The organism is Pseudomonas sp. DF11, from assembly GCF_058148565.1.
Genome location: NZ_JBYVYN010000001.1, coordinates 749,100 through 769,877, shown reverse-complemented (window position 1 = coordinate 769,877; position 20,778 = coordinate 749,100). Strand labels below are relative to the sequence as shown.

Below are 20,778 nucleotides of genomic sequence, written 5' to 3'. Positions count from 1 at the left end.
CACCCGGATTCCATTCCTGTTGCCCGCTGCTAGCTCAGCCTGGCCAGCAGCGACAGGGCATCCTGGGGCGTGCGACGGGACATCAACGCTTCGCCGGCAAACTCGCTGGCAGAGCACTGTTGCGCCATGGATTGGCAGAGCGCCTCTCGGGCAAAACCGTTGAGGCCCAGTTGTGCGAAGGGCGCCTGGAGGTCGATCGACTGCGCCGTGTCCGGGATCAACGGCGACAGGGCGCTGAGCAGCAGGTTTTCTTCCTGCCCTTGAGTGTCCGTCGCGGCAGGTGAGGGCGCTGCCTGCGGCTGGGGATCGGCCAGGGCTGCTTGAATCAGAGCGATGGTGGCCTGCGGGAACTTGGCGTTGGCCAGCTCGCTACTGTGGGCCTTGAGCTGCGGCCACATGGCAACTGCCGCTTCCAGGAAGTCCAACTGCACCAGCGAGTCCAGGCCGAGGCTTTCATAGCTTTGTGTCGGATCGATCTGCTCGGCCGTAAAGCCGGTGATGGTCGCCAGTTGGTCGATTACCCACGCTTGGACGTTCACCGCAGGTGCCTGCGGATCGGCTTCAAGCCGGGCCAGCAAGGCTGTCGGGGTAGGGGCGTCGAAGAGCTGTGAAGTGAGGTCTTTCTTTTCCGGGAAGTGTTGGGCCAGGGACTCGAAAATATCCACCAGCCCCAGCGAGTCGATCCCCAGGCTCTCGAAGCTTTGATCGAAGTCGATCTGTTGCGCCTGGAATCCGGTGACCGAGCTGATTTCGGCGCGCAACCACTGTCCGTAACTGAGCGCGGCTGCCTGTTCGACGGCTTCGGTTTCGACTACGGGTGCCGGGGCCAGTATTGTCGGGTTCGAGTGAACCGGCTCCAGGGCTGGAATACTCTTATTGACCGGGGCTTCGATCCCATTGGCATAAACGCCTTCAAGGACTTGTTGGTGAGCATTGAAATAATGCGCAGTGACAGTTTCGGCCTGTTCCAGGAGCCGCAGTAATATCGATTCCTTGGCGATATTGGATTCGCACAATGAATCAATGATCTTTTCTGAAAGAGAGAAATAGCTATGGGCTATCCTTCCATTGGACACGATGAATTCCTGTACAACATCGTTAAGTTGCAAGCGCATGAGAATCTCCTAACCAAGTCGGTCGAAATTTCTATAAATAAGAAAGATCAAGAAATCATGGCCCAGGGCAGGGCCTTGTTTATATCAATTAATCAAACTGGCAGTAGTCATGGAGCGACTTAAAGTTGGAGTTCCACTGCGTCGGTCTCGCAAGATATTGTTTTTCTGGCGCCCTTGAGCAACCCCGACCTTACGTTCAGATAAGTCACCAGCGTCATTGCATCGGTGCCGAGGAAAGCGATGTAGCCGTCAGGCCGAATCAGCATCAACATGCCTTCCTTTGCGTGGTAGCGCTTGTGCAGCCGCCAGTCGGGGTCCAGCAGTGTCGAGTGCCAGGCCGGCAGCCCGGCGCTGCTCAGGGCATCGATCACGCAATAGGCCTTGATTCCCGGGTAGTCCTTTTCCACCGACTCGGCCAGCGCGTAGTAGCCTGGCAGCAAAGGGGAAAACTGGTCGGCCGCGCTGAAAATCAACAGCGTGAAGGTTCCATGGAACAAGTCGATCAAGCGTTTTGCCGGCATCCCTTGCAGTTGCCACAATTCGACATCGGGCGCCAGTTGCCCGGCGCGAGGCGGTGCGCTCTGGAACTCGGTTTTTTTGCCTTTCTTGTTCCAGTTCCGGCGCTGTTTTTTCGGCACTGATTCTTGAATGTAGTCACTTTTTTCGTAGTGATACTGATGACCGGAAATCATCGACGGTAGTTTGCGCTGGACCTTTTTACGGTTGCTCAACAGGGGCAGGACATTGTCGCGTAGCCAGACCAGGGCACGACGCCTGACGGTAATCAATCCTGTCAGCCGGTGGGCGGTGTTCTCGACTTCCAGGGCCACCGGATAGCGCTCGTCGTTGTAGCTGTCCAGCAAGGACGGATCCGCCAGGCCCTGATCGACATAAGCCATTTTCCAGGCCAGGTTATAGGCCTCGGAAATCCCCAGGTTCATCCACTGCCCGCCGATGGGACTGCCGATGTGCGCCGAGTCCCCCAGCAGAAACACCGAGCCTTGCTGCATCGATTGCACGCGGCGATGCTGGAAGGAGGCGATGGTGGTCGATGAAATGTTCGACAGCGTCATCTTTTGCCCGCGTCCTTCGCACAAGCGCTGGAAGTTCTCCAGGCTCAAGGACGGGCGTTCGCCTTCTGGCGGCAGGTTGTAGGGCATTTCGATGAACAGCCGATAACGCGATTGGGCGCTGATCGGCGCAACCGCCACATAACCGTCCTGCGCACCCAGGAAGAAAGCCCCCTCATCCTTGCTTCCGGACCATTGGATATCGGCATCGGCGAGCATGAAGAAGCGATCGTAGGATGAACCTTCGAAGGTCATGTCGAGGCGTTTTCTGATGTTGCTGCGAGCGCCGTCACAGGCGGCCACCCAGCGACTGGTGAAGTTTTCGTCGGTGCCGTCGGCATGCTTGAGCGTCATGCGCACCGAACCCGGCAGGTTTTCGATGTCCACCAGTTCGGTATTCCATTCCACCTCGGCGCCCAGTTCCTTCAGCCGCTCAAGGAGAATTTTCTCGGTTTGCGGCTGTGGCAGGCTCAGGAGCAGGGGATAGGTCGCATCCAGGTAGGAGAAGTTATAGTTCAACACCCGCTTGGCATTCGACTGCACCGAAAACTGGTTGATCGTGAAGCCGGCGCTGATGGCTTGCTCGGCAACGCCCAGGTCGCGAAAGATTTCCAGGGTCCGGGAATGGATGGCCATCGCCTTGGTCGCCGTCGAAGGACCGGCGTTCTTTTCAATGATGCGAAACGACACGCCCCATTTCTTCAACAGGATGGCCAGGGTCAGGCCAATGGGACCGGCGCCTACGATCATCACGGTCGGGGCGCTGCCAGGTCGCTTGAAATGCTTGGGGGCCAACGTGCTCAGAGTGTTCATCGATCAGTACCAGTTTCTGTAGAAGGGGGAGTGGGCAATGCTGAGCAGGGCATCGTCGCCTGATGAATCGCCGTAGGCATAAATGTAAAAATCATCAAGGTTGCTCAAGCAGCCTTTGAGCCGCGTGACTTTCTCTCGCTCTACACAGTTGGTACCGGATATCCCGCCGGTCAGCTTGTTCTTGGCCGTTGCCAGGCGGGTGCCGCACACATAGTCAAAACCCGCGGCCTGGCCCCAGGGGATCAGGTAATTCTCCGGCGAGTTGCTGACCAGCGCAGTGACGTGTCCCATGGATTGATGCCATTTCAGCCGCCGCAACGCCTCGGGCCTGAGCCAGAGCGGCAGCTGCTCGCTGATGAAGTACTTGGCATGCTCGCGCTCTTGCTCCACCGACAGGCCGCCCAGGTAGCAGGCAATGAACGCCAGGCGCGCCTGCATCAGCGGGGTGATGCCCACGATCACGCTGAGCATCTTGGGCAGCAGGGGAATGATCCTGAGCCAGAACGAACGGGTTCCCACGATAAAGCGCATGTAGCGCCAGAACGTGTGCCGGTCGGTCAATGTGCCGTCGAAGTCGAAGACGGCCAGTACCGGTTGTGTGCTGTTAGCGTGCATGTGCCTCTTCCTTGAGAGAAGTGATCTCGATGGTCTTGGGCAGCTTGAAGCCCGATAGGTAGCGCGAAAGCAGGGTGGAAAGCGCGTTCTGGCGCAGCTCGCCGGTCCCTTCGACGCACAGGTGCAGCACGTTGACTTCCTTGTGGTCCGGGACGATATAGGCCTTGGCGCGCACCACATCAGGGTGCTTGAGAGCGATGGATTCGATTTCCACCAGGTCGACCATCTGCGCCTTGATCTTCGAGATCCGCAGGCGTTGGCAATAGAAAAACACATGCCCATCGTCGTCCTGCCAGACCAGGTCGCCGCTGTGGAACCAGCCGTCGCGGAAGAACCGCGCGTTGGCGTCCTCGGCATCGTTGTAGCCATCGATCACCATCGAGCCGCGTATCAGCAGTTCACCGATGCGCCCTGGCGCCACGTCCTGGCCCTGGGCATCGACGACTCGCAGTTCCACGCCGCTGATCGGCTGGCCCATGGCGCCACGGTGGACTGGGCCAATCGAGCTCTGGACGATCACGGGCATGCTTTCGGTCAACCCATAGCCTTGCAGCACCGGATTGCATCCCAGCAGCTTCCCCAGTTTCTCGGCTTCGTCGGCCGGCAGGTGACTGCCGCCGGAGTAAATCATCAACTGCGGGTGCAACGGCAAGAGCGCGCCTTTGCGCTTGGCCAGCCGCGTATTGAAGTAGCGAATGACATCGGGCACCAGGCAGGCAAAGGTGACCTGATGTTCGGACAGGACTTCTGCCAGGTCTCGATTGAGCAGGGTGTTGGTCATGAGCAGGGTGGCGCCCACGCTCAAGGGAAACACCATCATCACCGACAGGCCGAAGATGGCATACAGCGGCAGCGTCACCAGATGAACCGAGCCGACGCCTTGCAGATGAAAGTGTTCATGTAGCCCATCGCTCGATTGCGTCAGGTCGAGATAACGATGCGAAACAGCCAGGGGCCTGCCGATACCGCGATAGGTGAATTGCACCGAGACGATCGGATTGCCCTCGGGCAACAACAAGGGCTCGATCTGGCGAGGAAGTTGAGAGATGGCCGTTGCGTTGGCGGGCAGGGGCGATGACGGTTCGCTCTCACCGTCCACCAGCAGGGAATGCCTGACGCCGTTGTCAGCCTGGAACACCTCACTGTGTTGCCCCCATAGCGCTTCGGTCGTGACCACTAGCATCGGCCTGGCGAGGCTGACGACACCGGTCATTTCGAAGGGAGTCAACTTGTAGTTGAGAATGACCGGAATTGCACCCCGCCCGATGATCGCCAGGTAATAAGCGATAAACGCCACCCCATTGGGTAGCACCAGCGCTACTTTATCTCCAGGCAATACACCGAGTGCCGTCAGGGCGCCGTTGCATTCTTCAGCCTTGATTCGCAACTGGCGGTAAGTAACGGTATCTTCTTCCGCGTCCAGATGCCGAATAGCAACTTGCTCGGGGAAAGATTCCGAAAAACCGACAAAGCGATGCAGAAAACCTTCTTTATATGAAAGGCTTTTCATTTACCAACCTCTCTCAATCCTTGGATGTTTGGCTAGTCAAAAAAGTACTACAGAGGCAGGCTATATATGAATTGTTTCAATTAAGCATCTGTGTAGTTGTTATTCCGATACCAATTCAGGGTATCGGTCAGGGTTTCAGCGACAGGGCGGAACTTGCACTCCAACTCCCTTGCACTTTTAGAGTGGCTGAAATGAGTACGGCCTTGTTCCTGCTCCATGAGCTTGACCGTGGAAGTACTGATGAGCACCGGTTTTTTGGTAATCCGGTAATAACCTTCATAGATAAGCGCGATGATTCGCAGCATGAACAACGGCACTTTTCGCTCCGGAGCCTTTATGCCGCTGACGTTCGACAGCGCCTGGAAAATGCTCTTCATGTCCATGTGATTGCCGGCGGCCAGGTAACGCTCTCCGGACCTGCCGCGGGTGATGGCTGCGATTTGGTGCTCGGCCACATCCCGGGCATCGACAACGGAAAAGCTTCCGGGGAGTACGCCGGGCAATTTTTGTCCGACAAAGTCGAGCAAGAACTGGCCTGAAGAAGTAGGGCCGATATCACCAGGGCCGAACATCCACCCGGGCAGGACCATGGCGACAAACATGTCCGGATGTTCTGCCAGGAATTGCTGGACCTTTTGTTCGGACAATATTTTGCTCAAGTAGTAATCGTCAGCCTCCAACTCACTGCGAGACATGGTTTCATCGATCACTTGATCCCTATTGCCCTTCAATACGGCAATGGAAGAGGTATGGACTGCACGACGGATACCGGCGTCATAAGCCGCTTGCAACAAGCGCTCGGTACCGACCACATTGGTGTCGTAGAGTTTCTGCCAGTGCTTCCCGCCTTTGTAACTGTCACGGAAATAGGCTGCGGTATGAAACAAGGCATCGCATCCTTGCAGGGCATGGCTGAAGGCATCGACATTAAGCATGTCACCTTCGACCAACTCCACGGGCAGGCTGCCGAACTGTTTCCTGGCTTTCTCTACGGAACGAACCAGCGCTTTTACTTTGATGTTTCGTTTTAACAGCGCACGAACGACATTGTTTCCGAGCAGGCCAGTAGCGCCTGTAACGAAGGCATATTCCATTAAAATCCCGCTCCTGTGAGGTGACCTGCCATTGCATCGAGACCAGTTTCGCTGACTCGATGCCCTGATCAGGGGTTGGGCTCCACCAACGGCGCAAGTAAAAACCATGCGGTATCTGAAAATCAAGTGGTATTTCGTCGGATTGTCGAACGGATGGCTCTGAGCCGGGCCTCGGGCGCGGTTTTCCAAGTGTGAGCGGGGGGGCGCAGAAGCGGAAAATCCGCGGTTAAGCCATGCAAAAGACGCGGCGCAGCTCAAGAAACAGCAGGACGTGATCGCCTGTTCTACGGCAAAAAATGTGGCAGGCCGCTCATCTAGCACCCCTTTTCGATGGCGCAACTACATGGCACATACATGGCACTTTTTGAAAGTTAAAATGTAAATGATTGAACAAGGCGCGTATAAGATATGATGGTGAAAACGGGTTCCGTACAGCGAGTAGACGATTCGTTGCATCCAGTTACACATAGATATCTTGTTTGGCCAAAGGAGCCGAGGGCGTGATTAAAAAGAGACTAGGTCGAGAAGAGAGCCAGCAAGTAACGAGAGACAAATTGTTCGACACAGCCACTGAGCTGATGATCCGAAAAGGCTTTCATGCCGCCAGCGTCAACGTTATCGCCGAGGAGGCCGGTTTTTCCAAAGGCGCCTTTTTTTCGAATTTCTCAAGTAAATCGGACTTGCTGCTGCAACTGACTCAGCGTTTCAAGCGAGTTGAAATCGACCGATTGAGTACGACCCTGGCATCGGGATATTCGTCGGAGCAGTTGAGTCACGGCTTGAATGCCTATATCGACACGCTGAAGAACAATACTCGCTGCGCGATCCTCGATGCCGAGTTGCAATTGATCGCCTTGCGCGATGAAGAATTCTCGCCGCATTACTACGACTTGCATGAAGAAAACAGCGAGGCTTTGGGCAAGTTGATCACCATCATATTCAATCATGCTGGCAAGAAGCCGCCCCTGGCCAATGCCGCGCTGGCCAAGACTTTCACTGCCCTGGCGGAAGGCCTGATATTGCAAGGGCACAAAGACCCGGCTGTTGAAATCAAGCTGGTGTTGAACTCGCTCATTCAGACCGCAGAGCCTCTATAGGGACTCTGTCGTTATCGTTGATAAGCCAGCAACCGACGCTCAGCCGATCGGAATCCACCCGCCAGCGGCATGTAGAGCGGGGCGAATGCCATAGGCCTGGAAGGTCTTGAAATTATCCTGGGGTTTGGGTCGACAGCTTGACTGAATGCATTGAGAGGTATTTAGTTGTGCGGTGCAACTAATCGCTCATTGCGTCCGAGGTCCCCGTGAACCATTGCCCACCAGATCTGATTGAAAAAATCCGTTCGGCGTCTCGTCTCATGGTGCGGGAGCTGGGGTTCATGCATCCCACACTGGCAGCAACGGGTTACCCGCCGTCGTCAGTCCACACAATCGTGGAGCTTGGCAATCGCCAATCCCTCACTGCGGGAGAGCTTGTCGAGCTGCTCGGCCTGGAAAAATCCAGCGTAAGCCGGATGGTTCGCAAGCTCATCGAGGCCGGTGAGATTGAAGAGATTGCCCATGAACAAGATGCGCGCGCCAAGCGATTGCGCCTCACCGCGCAGGGGCAAACCACCTTTCGAGCCATCGATGCTTTTGCCACGCAACAGGTCGTCGCGGCCATGTCTCACTTATCCAACGACCAATGCCAGACCGTGAGTGAGGGGATTGCCAGCTATGCCGTCGCGCTACAGGCTCATCGGCTCGGTACAGAGCCGCCTGCGCCGGCGCAATTGGAGATTGCACGAGGCTACCGTCCTGGCGTCATCGGCCGGATTGTGCAAATGCATGCGGACTATTACGCCAGGCATTCGAACTTCGGCCAGTCGTTCGAAAGCCTGGTCGCCTCGGACATGGCCGAGCTGATGGGGCGCTTGCACAACCCGCGCAACGAAGTCTGGGTGGCCCTGGACGGCGAGCGAATGGTCGGTTCGATTGCCATTGACGGCGAAGGAGAGGGCGGCAGTGCGGTGCTACGCTGCTTCATCCTGGATGATTCGGCGCGAGGCAAGGGTGTCGGTAGACGCCTGTTGGCTGAAGCGATGAAGTTCTGTGACGAGTGGGGCTTCAGCTCAACGAGCCTCTGGACGTTCCAGGGGCTCGACGCTGCCCGCAAGCTGTACGAGGCGTTTGGTTTCAGGTTGGTGCAGCAACAAGAAGGGCAGCAATGGGGGCGGCAGGTGACGGAGCAGTGTTTTGTAAGGCCGGGCCCAGCCGTGTCGCCCATTTGAATCGTATCAATTGGCGCTATTGGATTTGAAAACCCCGCTAAGGATAAAGGCATAGCGTTCCGGGCGGATGAAAAACGTCGTGCGGTCGCAGCAGCGGCCATCGGCAAAATAGGACGTGCGCTCCATGACCAGCAGCGCGGCGCCGCGTTTGACGTGCAGCGCGCCGGCCAGGCTCTTGTCGGCTTCCTGTGCTCGGATGGCCAGGTCGGCACGGCTGACCGCCAGGCCGGTGATCGACTCGAGAATGGAATAGATCGGCTGATGTTCGACTTCAGCCCAGGCCACACTGGCCAACTCTACCGGTAAGTGGCTGCGTCCCAAGGCGATGGGTTCGTCATCGACGAAGTGCAGTCGCTCCAGAAGCAAGCAGTCATCTGCTCCTTCAAACAAACCACGCATGGCTTCTGGAACAGGCCGCAGGGCATGGCTGAGCACCTGCATGCTCGGTTGCAGCCCTTGCAGCAACAGCGCCTCATGAAAGCTGCGCAATGCATCCAGGCCGTGGCGTACCTGTTTGGCCGCCACGAAGGTGCCTTTGCCTTGCTTTCGCTCCACCACACCGTCGTCGCTGAGCTTGCCCACTGCCAGGCGAACCGTGACGCGGCTTACCCCGAACCGTTCGCCCAACTGCGCCTCGGACGGTAGTTTGCCGCTGGGTTCGTAGTCGCCGCGCTGGATTTCCTCCAGCAGTTGATGGGCGATCTGTTCGTAGAGCGAGGTGCTGCTGTCGCGAAGAATGGAGGTGGACACTGTCAGCTTCCATGGCCTTGAGTGAGGCGGGGGGCCTTCACTTCTAAGGTTATAAAAATAGGTTATTGGGACTACTTGTATTAATACGTATTATGTCGGGCATTCCCATTGTAAACGACCTGACGACACTTGCCATGCTCAAAACCCTTCCTTGCGCACCGCCGCAAGCCGATGCCCTGACGGTTGATGACATCAGCTTCAGCTACCCCAATGGCCACCGGGTGTTTTCCTCTTTCAGCCTGAACGCCAAACCTGGCGAGTTCGTTGCGATCCTCGGGCCATCGGGCTGCGGAAAAACCACCTTGCTGAATTTGTTGTCCGGTTTCGTGCAACCGCAAAGCGGCCGCATCACGATCAACCAGACAGCGGTACGCCCGGAGCGTTCGGAGTTGGGTTACGTGTTCCAGGCGCCGCAATTGTTTCCCTGGCTGAGCGCTTTGGAAAACGTCCGTTTCGGTCTGCGGATGAGCGCCCGCACCGACGAATCGCAGCAGCGCGCACAGGCATTGCAGTACCTGCGCCTGGTCGGTCTGGAGAGTGCGGCGCATCGGTTGCCGCACCAGCTTTCCGGCGGCATGCAACAGCGTGTTTCCCTGGCCAGGACCCTGGCCCTCGAACCCAGCGTGCTGCTGATGGACGAGCCGTTCGCCGCGCTCGACGCCATCAGCCGCAACAGCATGAACGAAGAGACGTTGCGCCTCTGGGCCGAACTGGGCCAGACGGTGCTGTTCATTACCCACGATATCGACGAAGCGGTGTTCCTTGCCGATCGGGTCATCGTACTCAACATCGCGCCCGCAGGGATTCACAGCGAGTTGGAGATTCACCTGCCACGCCCTCGCACCAACCTGAAAACCCGCCGCCTGCCGGCGTTCCTCGATTACCGCAATGAGCTGATGACGCGCATTGCCCAGGTGATGGACGCTTGCGACGCCACGGCTTATCCCGCCCCTCGACTTGAGCTGACAGCATGATCAAACGTTCGCTGCTTGCCCTTACCTTGTCTGCCGCCACGTTGGCCGGTAGCGCCTGCGCCGTGGCGGGCGAGGAGAGACCCTTGCGCGTGGGGTATGTCTTCGCCATGGCCAACGCCCCGGCGCTGATCGCGGATAAACAGGGTTACTACCGTGACGAGGGCTTGAATGTCGACCTCAAGGCGTTGGGCGATGGCCCGGTGATCCAGCAGGCACTGGCCGCCGGCGAACTGGACGTGGCCTATGTCGGCACTCCACCGGTGTACCAATGGTTTTCCCGCGGGCTGCAAAGCCGGATCCTGGCGAAGGTCAATTACGGCCAGGCCGCGGTGATTGTCGACGCCAAGAGTCCGATTACCGACCTCCAAGCGCTCAAGGGCAAAAAGCTCGCCGGGGTCAAGAAGGGCAGTGGCATGGATGTGCTCCTGCGCGGTTATGTCCTGAAGGAAAAGGCTGGGCTCGATCCTGACAAGGACCTGGACATCGTCGACATGCCGCCGGGCAACATGAACGCAGCCCTTGAACGGGGCGTCGTCGACGCGGCATTTTCCTGGGAGCCCTTCGTCAGCCAGTCAGTGTTGCGCGGCTCGAGCCGGATCCTGCTGGACGTGAACCAGGCACTGCCCCAATACCCGTGGTATGTGGTGATCGCCTTGCCGAATACCTTGCAGGAGCGCCCGGATGAGGTGGTGAAGCTGCTCCGTGCCCATCGCAAGGCCATCGCCTTCCTCAATGAGCATCCCGCCGAGTCGAACCGGCTGATCGCCGAGGCGTTCAAGCTCGAATCGGTGCAAGGTACTGACGGCGAGATCATCGCGCCGCAGGCTATTGTCGCCCAGGCCCGAACCCGGCTGGGCTGGTCGGCGCAGTTGCAGGCCTCGGACATCCAGTTCATCCAGCGCCTGATGGATTACTCCCACGACCTGGGCTTTATCGATACCACGCTCAAGACCGAACAGATCGTGGATACCTCCTACCTGGAAAAAGCCGCGCACTGAGTCCGTCATGTCCTTGCCAAAACCGAATTGGGGATGGGCGTCGCTGCCATTCCTGCTGTTGATCTGGATCGCCTTGGCGAGCCGCTTTCCCACCTACATCCTGCCGCAACCCTGGGACGTCGCCCGCGAGGCGCTGCGGTGGCTGGGCGACCGTTCGCTGTGGCAGCACCTGCAGGCCAGCGTCCTGGAAGAGTTGGGTGGTTTTTGCGCCGCCGTGCTCGTGGCGCTCCTGCTGGGCACGGCCGCAGGCCTGTCCTCGCGCTTTCGCGATTTTATCTCGCCGCTCAACAGCCTGTTCATGGCTATTCCGCCGATTGCCTGGGCGCCGCTGATCATGATCATTTTCGGCCTGGGTTATGTCTCCATCGTGCTGGTGATTTTCATTGCCGCGATGTTCCCCATGGCGGTGACGATCCAGGAGGGCGTGCAGAGTATCCGCGGTGGTGAAGTCCGCGCGGCGCGCACCTTGGGCGCCAACGCCTGGCAACTGTTGGCCCATGTCTACCTGCCGGCCTCGTTGCCGTTCGTGACCGCCGCCTTGCGCATCGGCTTCAGCCAGGGCTGGCGGGCGCTGGTCGCGGCGGAAATGATCGGCGCGTCCCGGGGCATCGGCTGGATGGTCGCCACGGGAGGGCAGATCGGCAACAGCAGCCAGGTGCTGCTGGGCATTGTCGTGATCGGCCTGATTGCCTGGCTCATGGAGAGCTTTGTGTTCCGGCGTATCGAGCGCCACTACCAGAAATGGCGCGTGCAATAAGCACCGTCGCTGTCTTCGCCGCCCCTTCAAACCTTCAGTGGACCACTGCACGAGGTGTCATGTGAGTAATGTTTTCGATCCCCGCGAAGCCGGGCACTACATCGCCCCGCAAGGCCTGTACGAGCGCAACAAGAAACGTCCGTTCCTGGGCAGTATCCACTGCGACCGTGACACGCTGGTCGCCGGGCAGTGGGATGAGATCACCCTGGTCTACGAAGTCGGTGGCAGTGGCCTGGCCGACGGCGCCTGGCTCAAGCTGGCCTTCAAGTTCTATTCCGACTGGGCCTTGTTCCAGACCTCGAACCCGGCGGGTCCCAATTATGTGAGCGCCGAATACCAGGCCGGTGAGTTGGTCCCCGGCCAGAGCCAGGCCACGGTGCAGCACTTGAAAGTGCGCTTCGACCAGAAGGGCCATGAACGGCCATTCCAGAAAGCGATCATCATCGACATCATCGACGGTTACCTGAACCCGGGCGATAAAGTCATCATCCGCCTGGGCGATCGGCGCCAGGGCGGGGCGGGGACTCGGGTCCAGAGTTTCGTCGAGAAGGACTTCCGTTTCCGCCTGTTCATCGACCCCTTGGGCAGCTCGAAATTTGCCGAGGTGCCCGGTGATCCTTTGCTGGACATCGTGCCGGGGCCGGCGCAGCGCGTGCAGTTGATCGTGCCGCGGCTGGTCAGCGCCGGTGAGGCGTTCGATGTCCTGTTGCGGGTGGACGATGCCTGGGGCAATACCTGCCGAAACCTGCCGCTCGAAGGTGTCCTGACCCTGGTTGATCCGGAGGGCGGTGAGCGTCGACAGCCGTTCACGCTGGCGTCCGAAGGTTGGGCGACGGCCCGGATCGAGGGGCTTGGTCTCGGTGCCGTAGGCGAGTGGCGTTTGTCCGCCAAGGTGGAGGCGCCCTTTGTTGACGCTGCCCAGGCCTTCGTCACCGTCGATCCGGCCGGTACTGCGTTGCGCCCGCTCTACGCCGACCTGCATGTGCACTCCGATGACACGGTGGGCACCAACGACACCTTGTACAACCTCAGTTATGGCCGTGATGTCGCCGGGCTCGATGTACTCGGCTATACCGCCAATGATTTCAATATCACCGAGCAGCGTTGGGACCAGGCGGTCAAGTTGATCCACGAGCTTAACGAACCGGGCCGGTTCGTGTGCTATCCCGGAACCGAGTGGTGCGGTAACTCCTGTGCGGGCGGTGACCGCAACGTCGTCTTCCTGCATGACCGCAAACCCGAGTTTCCTTTCGACAATCAAGGACGATTGGTGCGTTCCTTCGAGTGGAACGAGTTCACCGCCGGCACCATCAAGCCGGGCGCCTGGCCGGTGGACGAGTTGTACGCCGCCTATGCCAAGGACCCCGAAGGTCACCTGATGATGCCTCACGTCGGTGGACGCCGTTGCAACCTCGACTGGCATCACCCGGAGCTCGAACGGCTGATCGAGGTCGGTTCGGCCTGGGGCCAGTTCCATTGGGTCTACGCCGAGGCGCTGCAGCGAGGCTATCGGGTCGGCGCCGCGGCGAACAGCGATGAACACCAGGGACGCTGCGGTGGCGGCGTTCCAGCCACGGCGGTGTTCGGCTCCCGGGGCGGGTTGACCGGCGTTCTCGCCGAGGCTTTCGACCGAGCCAGCGTCGGCAAGGCCCTGCGCGCCCGTCGCACCTTCGCCACGACCGGGGAGCGTTCGTTCGCCAGCCTGCGCCAGGGCAAGCACTTGATGGGTGAAGTCTTTACCGCCGACTCGAATGCCCCCCTGGACTATCGACTGTTGGGAGAGGCGGGCTGGGAGCAGGTCGATCTGTTCGATGGCGACAAGTTGATCTGGTCGCGCAACCTGCACCAGGAGCTGGGCTTCTGCACACAACGCATTCGTTTGCGCCTGGGTGGCGCAAGGATCAAGGACCGTTATCGCGGTGCCTACTGGACCGGCGAGATCCGCATCACCGGCGCGGTCATCAATGGCTTTCGCGCCTTGGGCCTCGATCATCCCGAACAGACCGTATGGCGCAAGGATGCAACGGTCCTGGCGTTTCGCACCGATACCAACGGCGATACCGACAGTATCGAAATCGACCTGTCGCAACTGGCCGGCGCCACGCTGCAGATCCACAGCCGGATCGACAACTACGTCAAGGTTGGCGACCCCTCCGAACCCCAACCATATGTACATGCGCCGACGGTGCTGATGGAACTTTCCGGTGATGAACTGCTGGCAACATCGCAAGTGGTCGAAGCGTTGCCGGGCGCGGAGTTGAAGATGTCCCTGGAGCGGATGACCGCTGCCCCGTTGCCCCGTGAGTTGCAGGGCAAAATCGAACTGGCCCGCCTGGGGCTTGAGCCAGGGCGCGAACACCCGTTGTTCATCTGCGCCCGCCAGCGCGATCAGTCACGGGTCTGGACGTCCGCGCTGTTCCTGACCTTGTAGGTCTTCGGGCTGGCGAAGGTCTCATTAACCTGTGGCGAGGGGATTTATCCCCGCTGGGCTGCGCAGCAGCCCCTCAAAGGGGCAACCTGATCAACCTGACACACCGGGTTGGTCGCGCGTGGGGCTGCTTCGCAGCCCAACGGGGATAAATCCCCTCGCCACAGGCTTGCGGAACAGCATTACCCGCCGAAATGACCCTCATGGACAGATTCGCGCAAAACCCCGACAGTCCCAGCAAACCTGCGAAAGCCCGGCAGTCGTCGTTGCGAGAAAGTGAAGCCGTCGATAACGACAGCGCCCACGGGCGCCGGGCTGGCGAATGCCTCGTCTGCCCGCTCACGCAGGAGAGCGATCATGACCGATATCCAACACAACATTCCCCACGAAGTCGAAGGCAAGGTTGCACTGGTCACCGGCGCCGCCAGTGGCATCGGCAAGGCCATCGCCTTGCTGCTGCACGCCCGCGGTGCCAAGGTGGTCGCGGAAGACATCAACCCCGCTGTCCATGAGCTGGCCCGTCCGGGGCTGGTGCCGCTGGAGGCCGATATCACCGAGGATGGTGCTGCCGAGCGCGCGGTCGGCCTGGCCGTCGAGCAGTTCGGCCGATTGGACATCCTGGTCAACAATGCCGGGATCATCATCAATAAACTGGTCATCGATATGACGCGCCAGGACTGGGAGCGCATCCAGGCGGTCAACGCCACCGCCGCCTTCCTGCATTCCCGCGAAGCGGTCAAGGCGATGATGCCCAACAAGTCGGGCGCCATCGTCAACATTGCGTCCTACGCCTCCTATTTTGCCTTCCCGACCATTGCCGCCTACACCGCGTCCAAGGGGGCCCTGGCGCAGTTGACCCGCACCCTGGCGCTGGAAGCCATCGAGCATGGCATTCGCGTCAATGCCATCGGCGTTGGCGATGTGGTCACCAACATTCTCAATGACGTGGTCGAGGACGGCCCGGCGTTCCTCGCCCAGCATGGTGAGGCCGCGCCGATCGGTCGCGCCGCACAGCCGGAAGAAATTGCCGAGGTTGTGGCGTTCCTGGCCTCGGACCGTGCCAGCTTTATCGTTGGTTCGGTTGTCATGGCGGATGGAGGCATGACGGTCACTGCTGGCTGAGTCAAGAAAAACGGCGCTTATCCCATGAAGGATAAGCGCCGTTTTTTTGCCTTCGGCCTTGAGTGTTCGTTCAGAGTTGCACCCGACGAAGCCTGCCGCTTAACGGCACCACGTGCCCATCTGGCGTAGGCAGTGGCCGCCCGACCAAGCCCATGCCTTCGCTGACCAGTACCGCGTCGGGTAACAGGCACAGATTGGACGGGGTATCCAGCCCTCGGGCGAGCACCGTGACCTGGGCTGTTTGCAAATCACAGCTCAGCAGTCGCCCACTGAACCGGGTAAAGCCACCATGCAGGGGTTCGCCGTTCCAGTCGGGGAGCAGCGGTTGCTGCAGGCGCTCGCAGAGTTCCAGCACCAGCAGATTGCCGTTGGGGCGCAACGCCAGCCCGGTGGGCAGTTGCAGGCCGCGAATCAGTACGTCGATTTTCGCGCTGGTGGGCCAGACTCGGATCACCTGGCCGGCCTTCTCGGCAAAGTCGATGCCCTTGCGGCTCGGTTCGCCATGCAGTTCGCCCGAAAACAGACTGATCAGCACCGCGTCTGTCGCCGGTTCGTACACCAGGGTCACGGGAACGGCTTCCTGGCCTTGATCCAGTTCCGGCAGTTGGGCCAGCACGCGCTCCTCCTGGCCCATGGCGAACTCCACCAACTGATTGGTATCGGGCTTGACGGCCAGCCAGCTGCGGCGGGTCGGGTGGTAGCACAGCGCGTTCAGATTGCCGCGGCTATGGAAGACCGGCTCGGGCGGTGTGAATTGCAGGTCCAGCAGCTTGGAGCCGGCGACGTAATCGGTCTGGCTGACCAGGCAGCGTCCGTCACCACAGGCGATGTCCGACACCCCCATGATTTCATCGCGCAACATGCGTGCCTGCATGTTCATGGCGCGAAACCCTTGCGCCAGGGTTTCGCGGGGCAGGTAGGCACCGGGCCGCTGCGGATCCGGTCGCAGTCGAATGATACGGCCGCTGAAGGGCTGGTCGGGCAATCCCGAGCCTGCTTCGGTGAGCAGCAAGCTGCCGTCGGCCTGCAGGCAGAGGCCACGAGGGTTCAGCAGGTCTTCGGCGATGAAGGTGCTGGGACGCAGGGCTACGCTGGGATGCACGGGAATCTGAAGGGGAACGGCCATAGGTTCTCTCCATGAACAAAAGGGGGACGCATTCATTGCGGCGGTTGCCAGGGCTCACCGGTGAGATAGGCACGCAGCAACGCTCGTTGGCAGGGCGACATCGAGCGCACCACCGGCATGAACAGCGTGGTGCCTTTGTAGGCATCCGAGGTGCGGGCGAGGATGGGGTTCTTGGCGCCCATGATGGCGTCGGGTTGATTCAGCGGGATATAGCGCGACATGGCGGGGAACGCCAGGTAGTGAAAGCGCAGGACGTTGGGGTACATCAGCGGCCAGGTGATGGTGGTGCCCGGGGGAATGCCGAAGTCGGTCTGGGCGTACTTGCGAAAGTTGGTGAAGCAGGCACTGCTGCCGAGGCCATTGGCCGTGCAGGTCAGAGCGACAAAACCCGCCTGGGCGGCGCTGCCCGGCTTGACTGTGACGGGGAAGCTGACGGAAAGCTGGCCACTGTTGACGGTCAACGAATCAGGGAAGTCGAGGAAGTCCCAGTACTGCGGTTCTTTGTACACGGGGGGATCAGCTGCCGGCAGTGCCTGCAGGGCGATTTCGGTGGTGCTGGGGACCGCTCCGCCCAGGTACCTGACCTGGAGGGTGATCGACAGGCCGTTGGGGTAGTCCTCCAGATAGACGTTGCGCTGGTCGGCATAGATCCGATAAGTCGATTCGATGGCTTGCAACGTGGTGCCGGCGACCGTGCCCGGCGCGGTGATCGCCAGGGCGCCGCTGCGCACCGCCTGCTGCTGGCTGGCGGTCAGGGGCAGGTCGACGATGCCGCCATACACGTAGTAGTCCACCAGAGGGCTGCTGGTCGGGTCGAGGGTCGTCAGGGTGGTGGAACCGGCGCTGATGGTCACGGTCCCGTAATTGGCATTGGGGCCGATAGGGCTGGTGATGTCGTCCCGGACCGCCCGGAAGGTTTCCTTTGGAATGACGTTCACCATGTCGATGCTCAGGTAACCGTTGTTGCCCAGGTCGGCATAGCCGGCGTTGTCCGTGCTCTGGTTGACCAGTTGCCGGCCCGGCTGGCAGTTCAGCGGTTCGTCGGCGAAGGCCGGCGCCAGTGTGCCGATAACCCGGCCGATGCTCGGGTTGGGTGTGTACTTGCCGGCGGCGTAGTCGGCGTCCAGTTGTTCGGTGGTCATCGTGGGGCACATTTCGAACATGACGAAACGCAGGACGATGCCCGTCGCCCCCGGTGCCTGAATGATCGAGCGCAGGCCGCTGCTGTTCTGGTTCCAACTGACAATGCTGCTCAAGGGGAAGGTCAGTTGAAACGTGCCGCTGGCGTGGAAGGAGCCCGGCGCGTCCATTTTTTTCGGCAGCAGCACACGTCCCGCCACGTCGAAACTGCTGCACACGGTGTTGCTGCGGATCAGCAATTGGACGTTGTCGTTGCCACCGATTTGCAGGCCGCCGACGAAGATTTGGGTGGTCGTCGAGGCGGTGGGGTCCAGGTCCACCATCATCGGGCCGGAAACGGGCCCCTGGCCGGTCACCGGGTCCACCGAGCCGAGCAGGTAGACGGCCTGGCCCACCAGGTCGCCGGTGGTGCTGATGCTGCCAGGGATGCCCTGGGAGCTGATCAAGGCGTTCTGCATGTCGACGACATGCTGTCCGTAATGATTCCAGCCCCCGGCGGTGTAGTAGTTGCCGGTGGGGGCATTGATCATGTTGTTCAACTGGTCGTCGGTGTAGGACTGGGCGCCTGGTGCCAGGGTCGAGGTGGTCAGGTCAAAGAGCGGCCAGTGATCGTTGCCATCGTAAGGAATGGTCGGGGAGTTGTTCGGCAGGCTGACGTCGGTGCGGATGCCGCCCCAGAAATTCAGCCGTGGTCCGTTCAGGATGCTCATGTTTTATTCCTCGTCCTTGAAGGGTTTGCCGACAGGCGCATTGGCGAATTTGAACAGGTAGGAATAGTCGGCCTTGTAGGGGCTTTTGACCGGTGTCGCCATGGAGTGGCAATTCATGCAACTGCTGTTGGGCTGGATGTAGCTTTCCATGGTCACGTTGGCCGAAAGGGCCGGTGTCGGCTGGCCCAGTGGGTTGCTGGGGTTGTCCGGCATCAGCGGGCGCTGGGTGGTGATGAGTTGGTAGTACTTCAAGACGCTGCGTTGCAGGCCCGGGTCGCTGCGATAACGAGCGTTGACCTCGTTGGTGATCTCGGCGATCGGGGTGACGCGGTTCAGCGGGTTCGGGGTCTGGAACGTGGTGCCGGGTTTTGGCACGCAGACCAGATGCGCGCCCTGGGTTTGCCAGTCGCAGGGTGACTGGTTGAGGGTGGCTGCCGGAGCGCTGGGGTTGAAGTAGGAATACGCCGTGCCGGATGTTGGCTGGTCAACCCATACGCCGTTTACCTGTGCTTTGGGCGGAACGTTGTCGATCTGCTCGAAGGTCGACCAGATCCACTGCGGATATCCGTTGACCTTGGTAATGATGTGCAGTCCCACCAGGCCCAGGTAGGCCTCGGTGACGCCGTTGCGCTGGCCCTGGTCGTCGAACGTGGCCACACGCGCAAGCATGGTCAGGTAGCGGCTGGCGTTGTCATGGGGGGTGAGAATGCGCCAGCTCGATTTGACTTCGATGACCCCGTAGGGAAAGTTGATGTTGTTGGCTTTGGAAACCACATCGGCGTTATAGAACTGGTTGGCGACGATGTAGTTATAGGAGGTCTCGTTGGCCGAGATATCGTAGTAGGTCGGGTTGCCGGCCTGGTCGATCAGCCAGCCGCCGACGGCCTGGTCGACGGCATTGACCTGGGAGCTGTTCTTCAAGGCGGCGATGTTGATGATGCCCAGGCTCTTGGCAAGCTGTGGGGTGTTCCAGGGGCCTGGATCGGCCCCGCGAGGCAGGAAGGTTTCTTCCACGGTCTTGTAGGTCTGCCAGACGGTGTAGCCGGGGTCTCCCGGTTGTTTGCTGCAGTCGGGATCACCTCGCTGCCCCGCCTGGGCGGGCCAGTTCACGGCGATGAACAGTTGCCAGCTGTATTGATCGAACAGATCCTGGCTGGCGTTGGCCGCCGGCGCTGTGCTGGGCGGTTGGCAATTCAGGTTCGTGGCCTGCGCCCGTGGCATGGCGTGTTCCTGGGATTGCTCCAGGGCCAGGGCCGGAAGGCTGGTCATACCCAGCAGAAGCAAGGTGAAACGCAGTGAAGTATTCATGGCGATCCTCCGTCATTGCTCAGGGTTTACGCTGCATGAGCTTGTTCCACTGCGCTTTCTGGCCGTTGCTCTGCGAGGCCGGTGGCTCGAACAGTTGGCAGGGCGGTGGATTCGCCGGGCACATCGCGGCCACCTGCGCCCAGGTTTGGGCCGGGTCCGGTTTGGCGATGCGGAAGTTGGTGTAGTTCTGGCTGACGATGGGGGCATTGGCGACGCTGGTGTCACCGGAGAAAAAGAACGATTGCGGCTGCCGGTAGGGCGGTTGCCCCGTCATTTTCTTGTAGAAGGCATAGCCGAACAGGATCGGACCCTGGGGTGATTGAAGGTCCAGCGCGTAGGCCAGCACGCTGGCGTCGAGGTTCTGGCTGCGCTCGGCGCTGTAGGGCAGGTGCTGGATGAAGTCTTGCCGCGGCGGATGATTCATCGGCGAGAACATGCAGCAGGCCGGCATGTCCTTGGGGCGATCCTGCGGGTAAGTCAGGAAGTAGGCCTTGTTGCCCAGGGACACGAAGGAGCAGGTGTAGTTGTTGTTCTTGATCGGGAAGATCGGCAGGCAGTACTTCTCATAGTGCTCCATCATCGCGCCGAAGCCATCGCCATCGGCCGGGATGTAGGTGGTGTCGTAGTAGCTGGTCCCTCGAGAGACGGTGTAGTCCGCCGGGGTGAGAGTGGAGGGAGGATTGCTGTAGGGCGGCGGGTTCTTTTCGTAGTTGTGCATCACCCGGTACATGGTCCAGTCGCTGATCCAGAACGCCGGGAAAAACGGATCGGAAGGCTCGCCCGGGGCGCGTTTGGCGATGCAGTTGCCGTTCTGCTCGTTGCAGCCCTCGGTGTTATGCACGCCCATGGTGAAATACACCGCGCCGCTGTCCTGTTGGGCAAAAAGCCCCGGACTGAACAACAGGATCAGCAACAACAGTCGGTTCAAAATGCTGGCTTTCATATCGACACTCCTGTGCAGTGCCGGGCGGCGGGTTCG

17 protein-coding genes are annotated in these 20,778 nt (G+C 60.0%); 7 read left to right on the top strand and 10 right to left on the bottom strand.

All coding sequences use genetic code 11. The annotated features are described in order from the left end of the window. Positions 1-29: 29 nt before the first annotated feature. The 5 genes from AC30D9_RS03255 to AC30D9_RS03235 form a co-directional block, all read right to left on the bottom strand. Positions 30-1,115, bottom strand: coding sequence for an acyl carrier protein (locus AC30D9_RS03255; RefSeq protein WP_490143411.1), 1,086 nt, complete (start codon positions 1,113-1,115; stop codon positions 30-32). A gap of 119 nt (positions 1,116-1,234) precedes the next feature. Next, a complete protein-coding gene (locus AC30D9_RS03250) occupies positions 1,235-2,998 on the bottom strand; it encodes an FAD-dependent monooxygenase (protein WP_490143410.1) in 1,764 nt (587 codons plus the stop codon). 3 nt (positions 2,999-3,001) lie between these two features. Continuing rightward, positions 3,002-3,613, bottom strand: coding sequence for an HAD-IB family hydrolase (locus AC30D9_RS03245; protein ID WP_109753132.1), 612 nt, complete (start codon positions 3,611-3,613; stop codon positions 3,002-3,004). Beyond that, the gene (locus tag AC30D9_RS03240) at positions 3,603-5,123 is read right to left on the bottom strand and encodes a class I adenylate-forming enzyme family protein (RefSeq protein ID WP_490143409.1); all 1,521 of its coding nucleotides are present in this window, start codon (positions 5,121-5,123) and stop codon (positions 3,603-3,605) included. Before AC30D9_RS03240 ends, AC30D9_RS03245 begins: the two co-directional genes overlap by 11 nt. 80 nt (positions 5,124-5,203) lie before the next feature. After that, positions 5,204-6,217: an SDR family oxidoreductase gene (locus AC30D9_RS03235; protein ID WP_490143408.1), complete on the bottom strand. Its 1,014-nt coding sequence runs from the start codon at positions 6,215-6,217 to the stop codon at positions 5,204-5,206. Positions 6,218-6,717: 500 nt separating this feature from the next. On the opposite strand from AC30D9_RS03235, the gene AC30D9_RS03230 reads away from it, so the two are divergent. Both AC30D9_RS03230 and AC30D9_RS03225 read left to right on the top strand, forming a co-directional pair. Further along, complete coding sequence (locus AC30D9_RS03230) at positions 6,718-7,314, top strand: TetR/AcrR family transcriptional regulator (RefSeq protein ID WP_109753129.1); 597 nt, start codon at positions 6,718-6,720, stop codon at positions 7,312-7,314. Between the two features lie 260 nt (positions 7,315-7,574). After that, positions 7,575-8,486, top strand: coding sequence for a bifunctional helix-turn-helix transcriptional regulator/GNAT family N-acetyltransferase (locus AC30D9_RS03225; RefSeq protein WP_490143407.1), 912 nt, complete (start codon positions 7,575-7,577; stop codon positions 8,484-8,486). 6 nt (positions 8,487-8,492) lie between these two features. Here AC30D9_RS03225 and AC30D9_RS03220 read toward each other — a convergent pair whose 3' ends face one another. Continuing rightward, entirely contained in the window at positions 8,493-9,236 is a 744-nt protein-coding gene (locus tag AC30D9_RS03220) for a GntR family transcriptional regulator (RefSeq protein WP_490143406.1), read from the bottom strand. Positions 9,237-9,370: 134 nt separating this feature from the next. On the opposite strand from AC30D9_RS03220, the gene AC30D9_RS03215 reads away from it, so the two are divergent. The 5 genes from AC30D9_RS03215 to AC30D9_RS03195 all read left to right on the top strand — a co-directional run bounded on the left by AC30D9_RS03215 (position 9,371) and on the right by AC30D9_RS03195 (position 15,515). Beyond that, positions 9,371-10,210 (top strand): ABC transporter ATP-binding protein, encoded by an 840-nt coding sequence (locus tag AC30D9_RS03215; protein WP_307571976.1) that lies wholly within the window; start codon positions 9,371-9,373, stop codon positions 10,208-10,210. After that, positions 10,207-11,208 carry an ABC transporter substrate-binding protein gene (locus tag AC30D9_RS03210; protein ID WP_490143405.1) on the top strand — a complete coding sequence of 334 codons (1,002 nt, stop codon included), beginning with the start codon at positions 10,207-10,209 and terminating at the stop codon, positions 11,206-11,208. Before AC30D9_RS03215 ends, AC30D9_RS03210 begins: the two co-directional genes overlap by 4 nt. Before the next feature lie 7 nt (positions 11,209-11,215). Further along, the gene (locus tag AC30D9_RS03205) at positions 11,216-11,965 is read left to right on the top strand and encodes an ABC transporter permease (protein ID WP_307571978.1); all 750 of its coding nucleotides are present in this window, start codon (positions 11,216-11,218) and stop codon (positions 11,963-11,965) included. A 61-nt stretch (positions 11,966-12,026) separates the two neighbouring features. Further along, complete coding sequence (locus AC30D9_RS03200; RefSeq protein WP_490143404.1) at positions 12,027-14,396, top strand: hypothetical protein; 2,370 nt, start codon at positions 12,027-12,029, stop codon at positions 14,394-14,396. Positions 14,397-14,750: 354 nt separating this feature from the next. Continuing rightward, complete coding sequence (locus AC30D9_RS03195) at positions 14,751-15,515, top strand: SDR family NAD(P)-dependent oxidoreductase (protein ID WP_307571980.1); 765 nt, start codon at positions 14,751-14,753, stop codon at positions 15,513-15,515. Between the two features lie 70 nt (positions 15,516-15,585). Here AC30D9_RS03195 and AC30D9_RS03190 read toward each other — a convergent pair whose 3' ends face one another. The 4 genes from AC30D9_RS03190 to AC30D9_RS03175 are packed head-to-tail and all read right to left on the bottom strand — an operon-like array spanning position 15,586 to position 20,742. Next, the gene (locus AC30D9_RS03190) at positions 15,586-16,641 is read right to left on the bottom strand and encodes a hypothetical protein (RefSeq protein WP_490143403.1); all 1,056 of its coding nucleotides are present in this window, start codon (positions 16,639-16,641) and stop codon (positions 15,586-15,588) included. Between the two features lie 32 nt (positions 16,642-16,673). After that, positions 16,674-18,491: a hypothetical protein gene (locus AC30D9_RS03185; protein ID WP_490143402.1), complete on the bottom strand. Its 1,818-nt coding sequence runs from the start codon at positions 18,489-18,491 to the stop codon at positions 16,674-16,676. A gap of 3 nt (positions 18,492-18,494) precedes the next feature. Beyond that, positions 18,495-19,799: a hypothetical protein gene (locus AC30D9_RS03180; protein WP_307571983.1), complete on the bottom strand. Its 1,305-nt coding sequence runs from the start codon at positions 19,797-19,799 to the stop codon at positions 18,495-18,497. A gap of 19 nt (positions 19,800-19,818) precedes the next feature. Beyond that, complete coding sequence (locus tag AC30D9_RS03175; RefSeq protein WP_307571984.1) at positions 19,819-20,742, bottom strand: hypothetical protein; 924 nt, start codon at positions 20,740-20,742, stop codon at positions 19,819-19,821. Between the last annotated feature and the right edge of the window lie 36 nt (positions 20,743-20,778).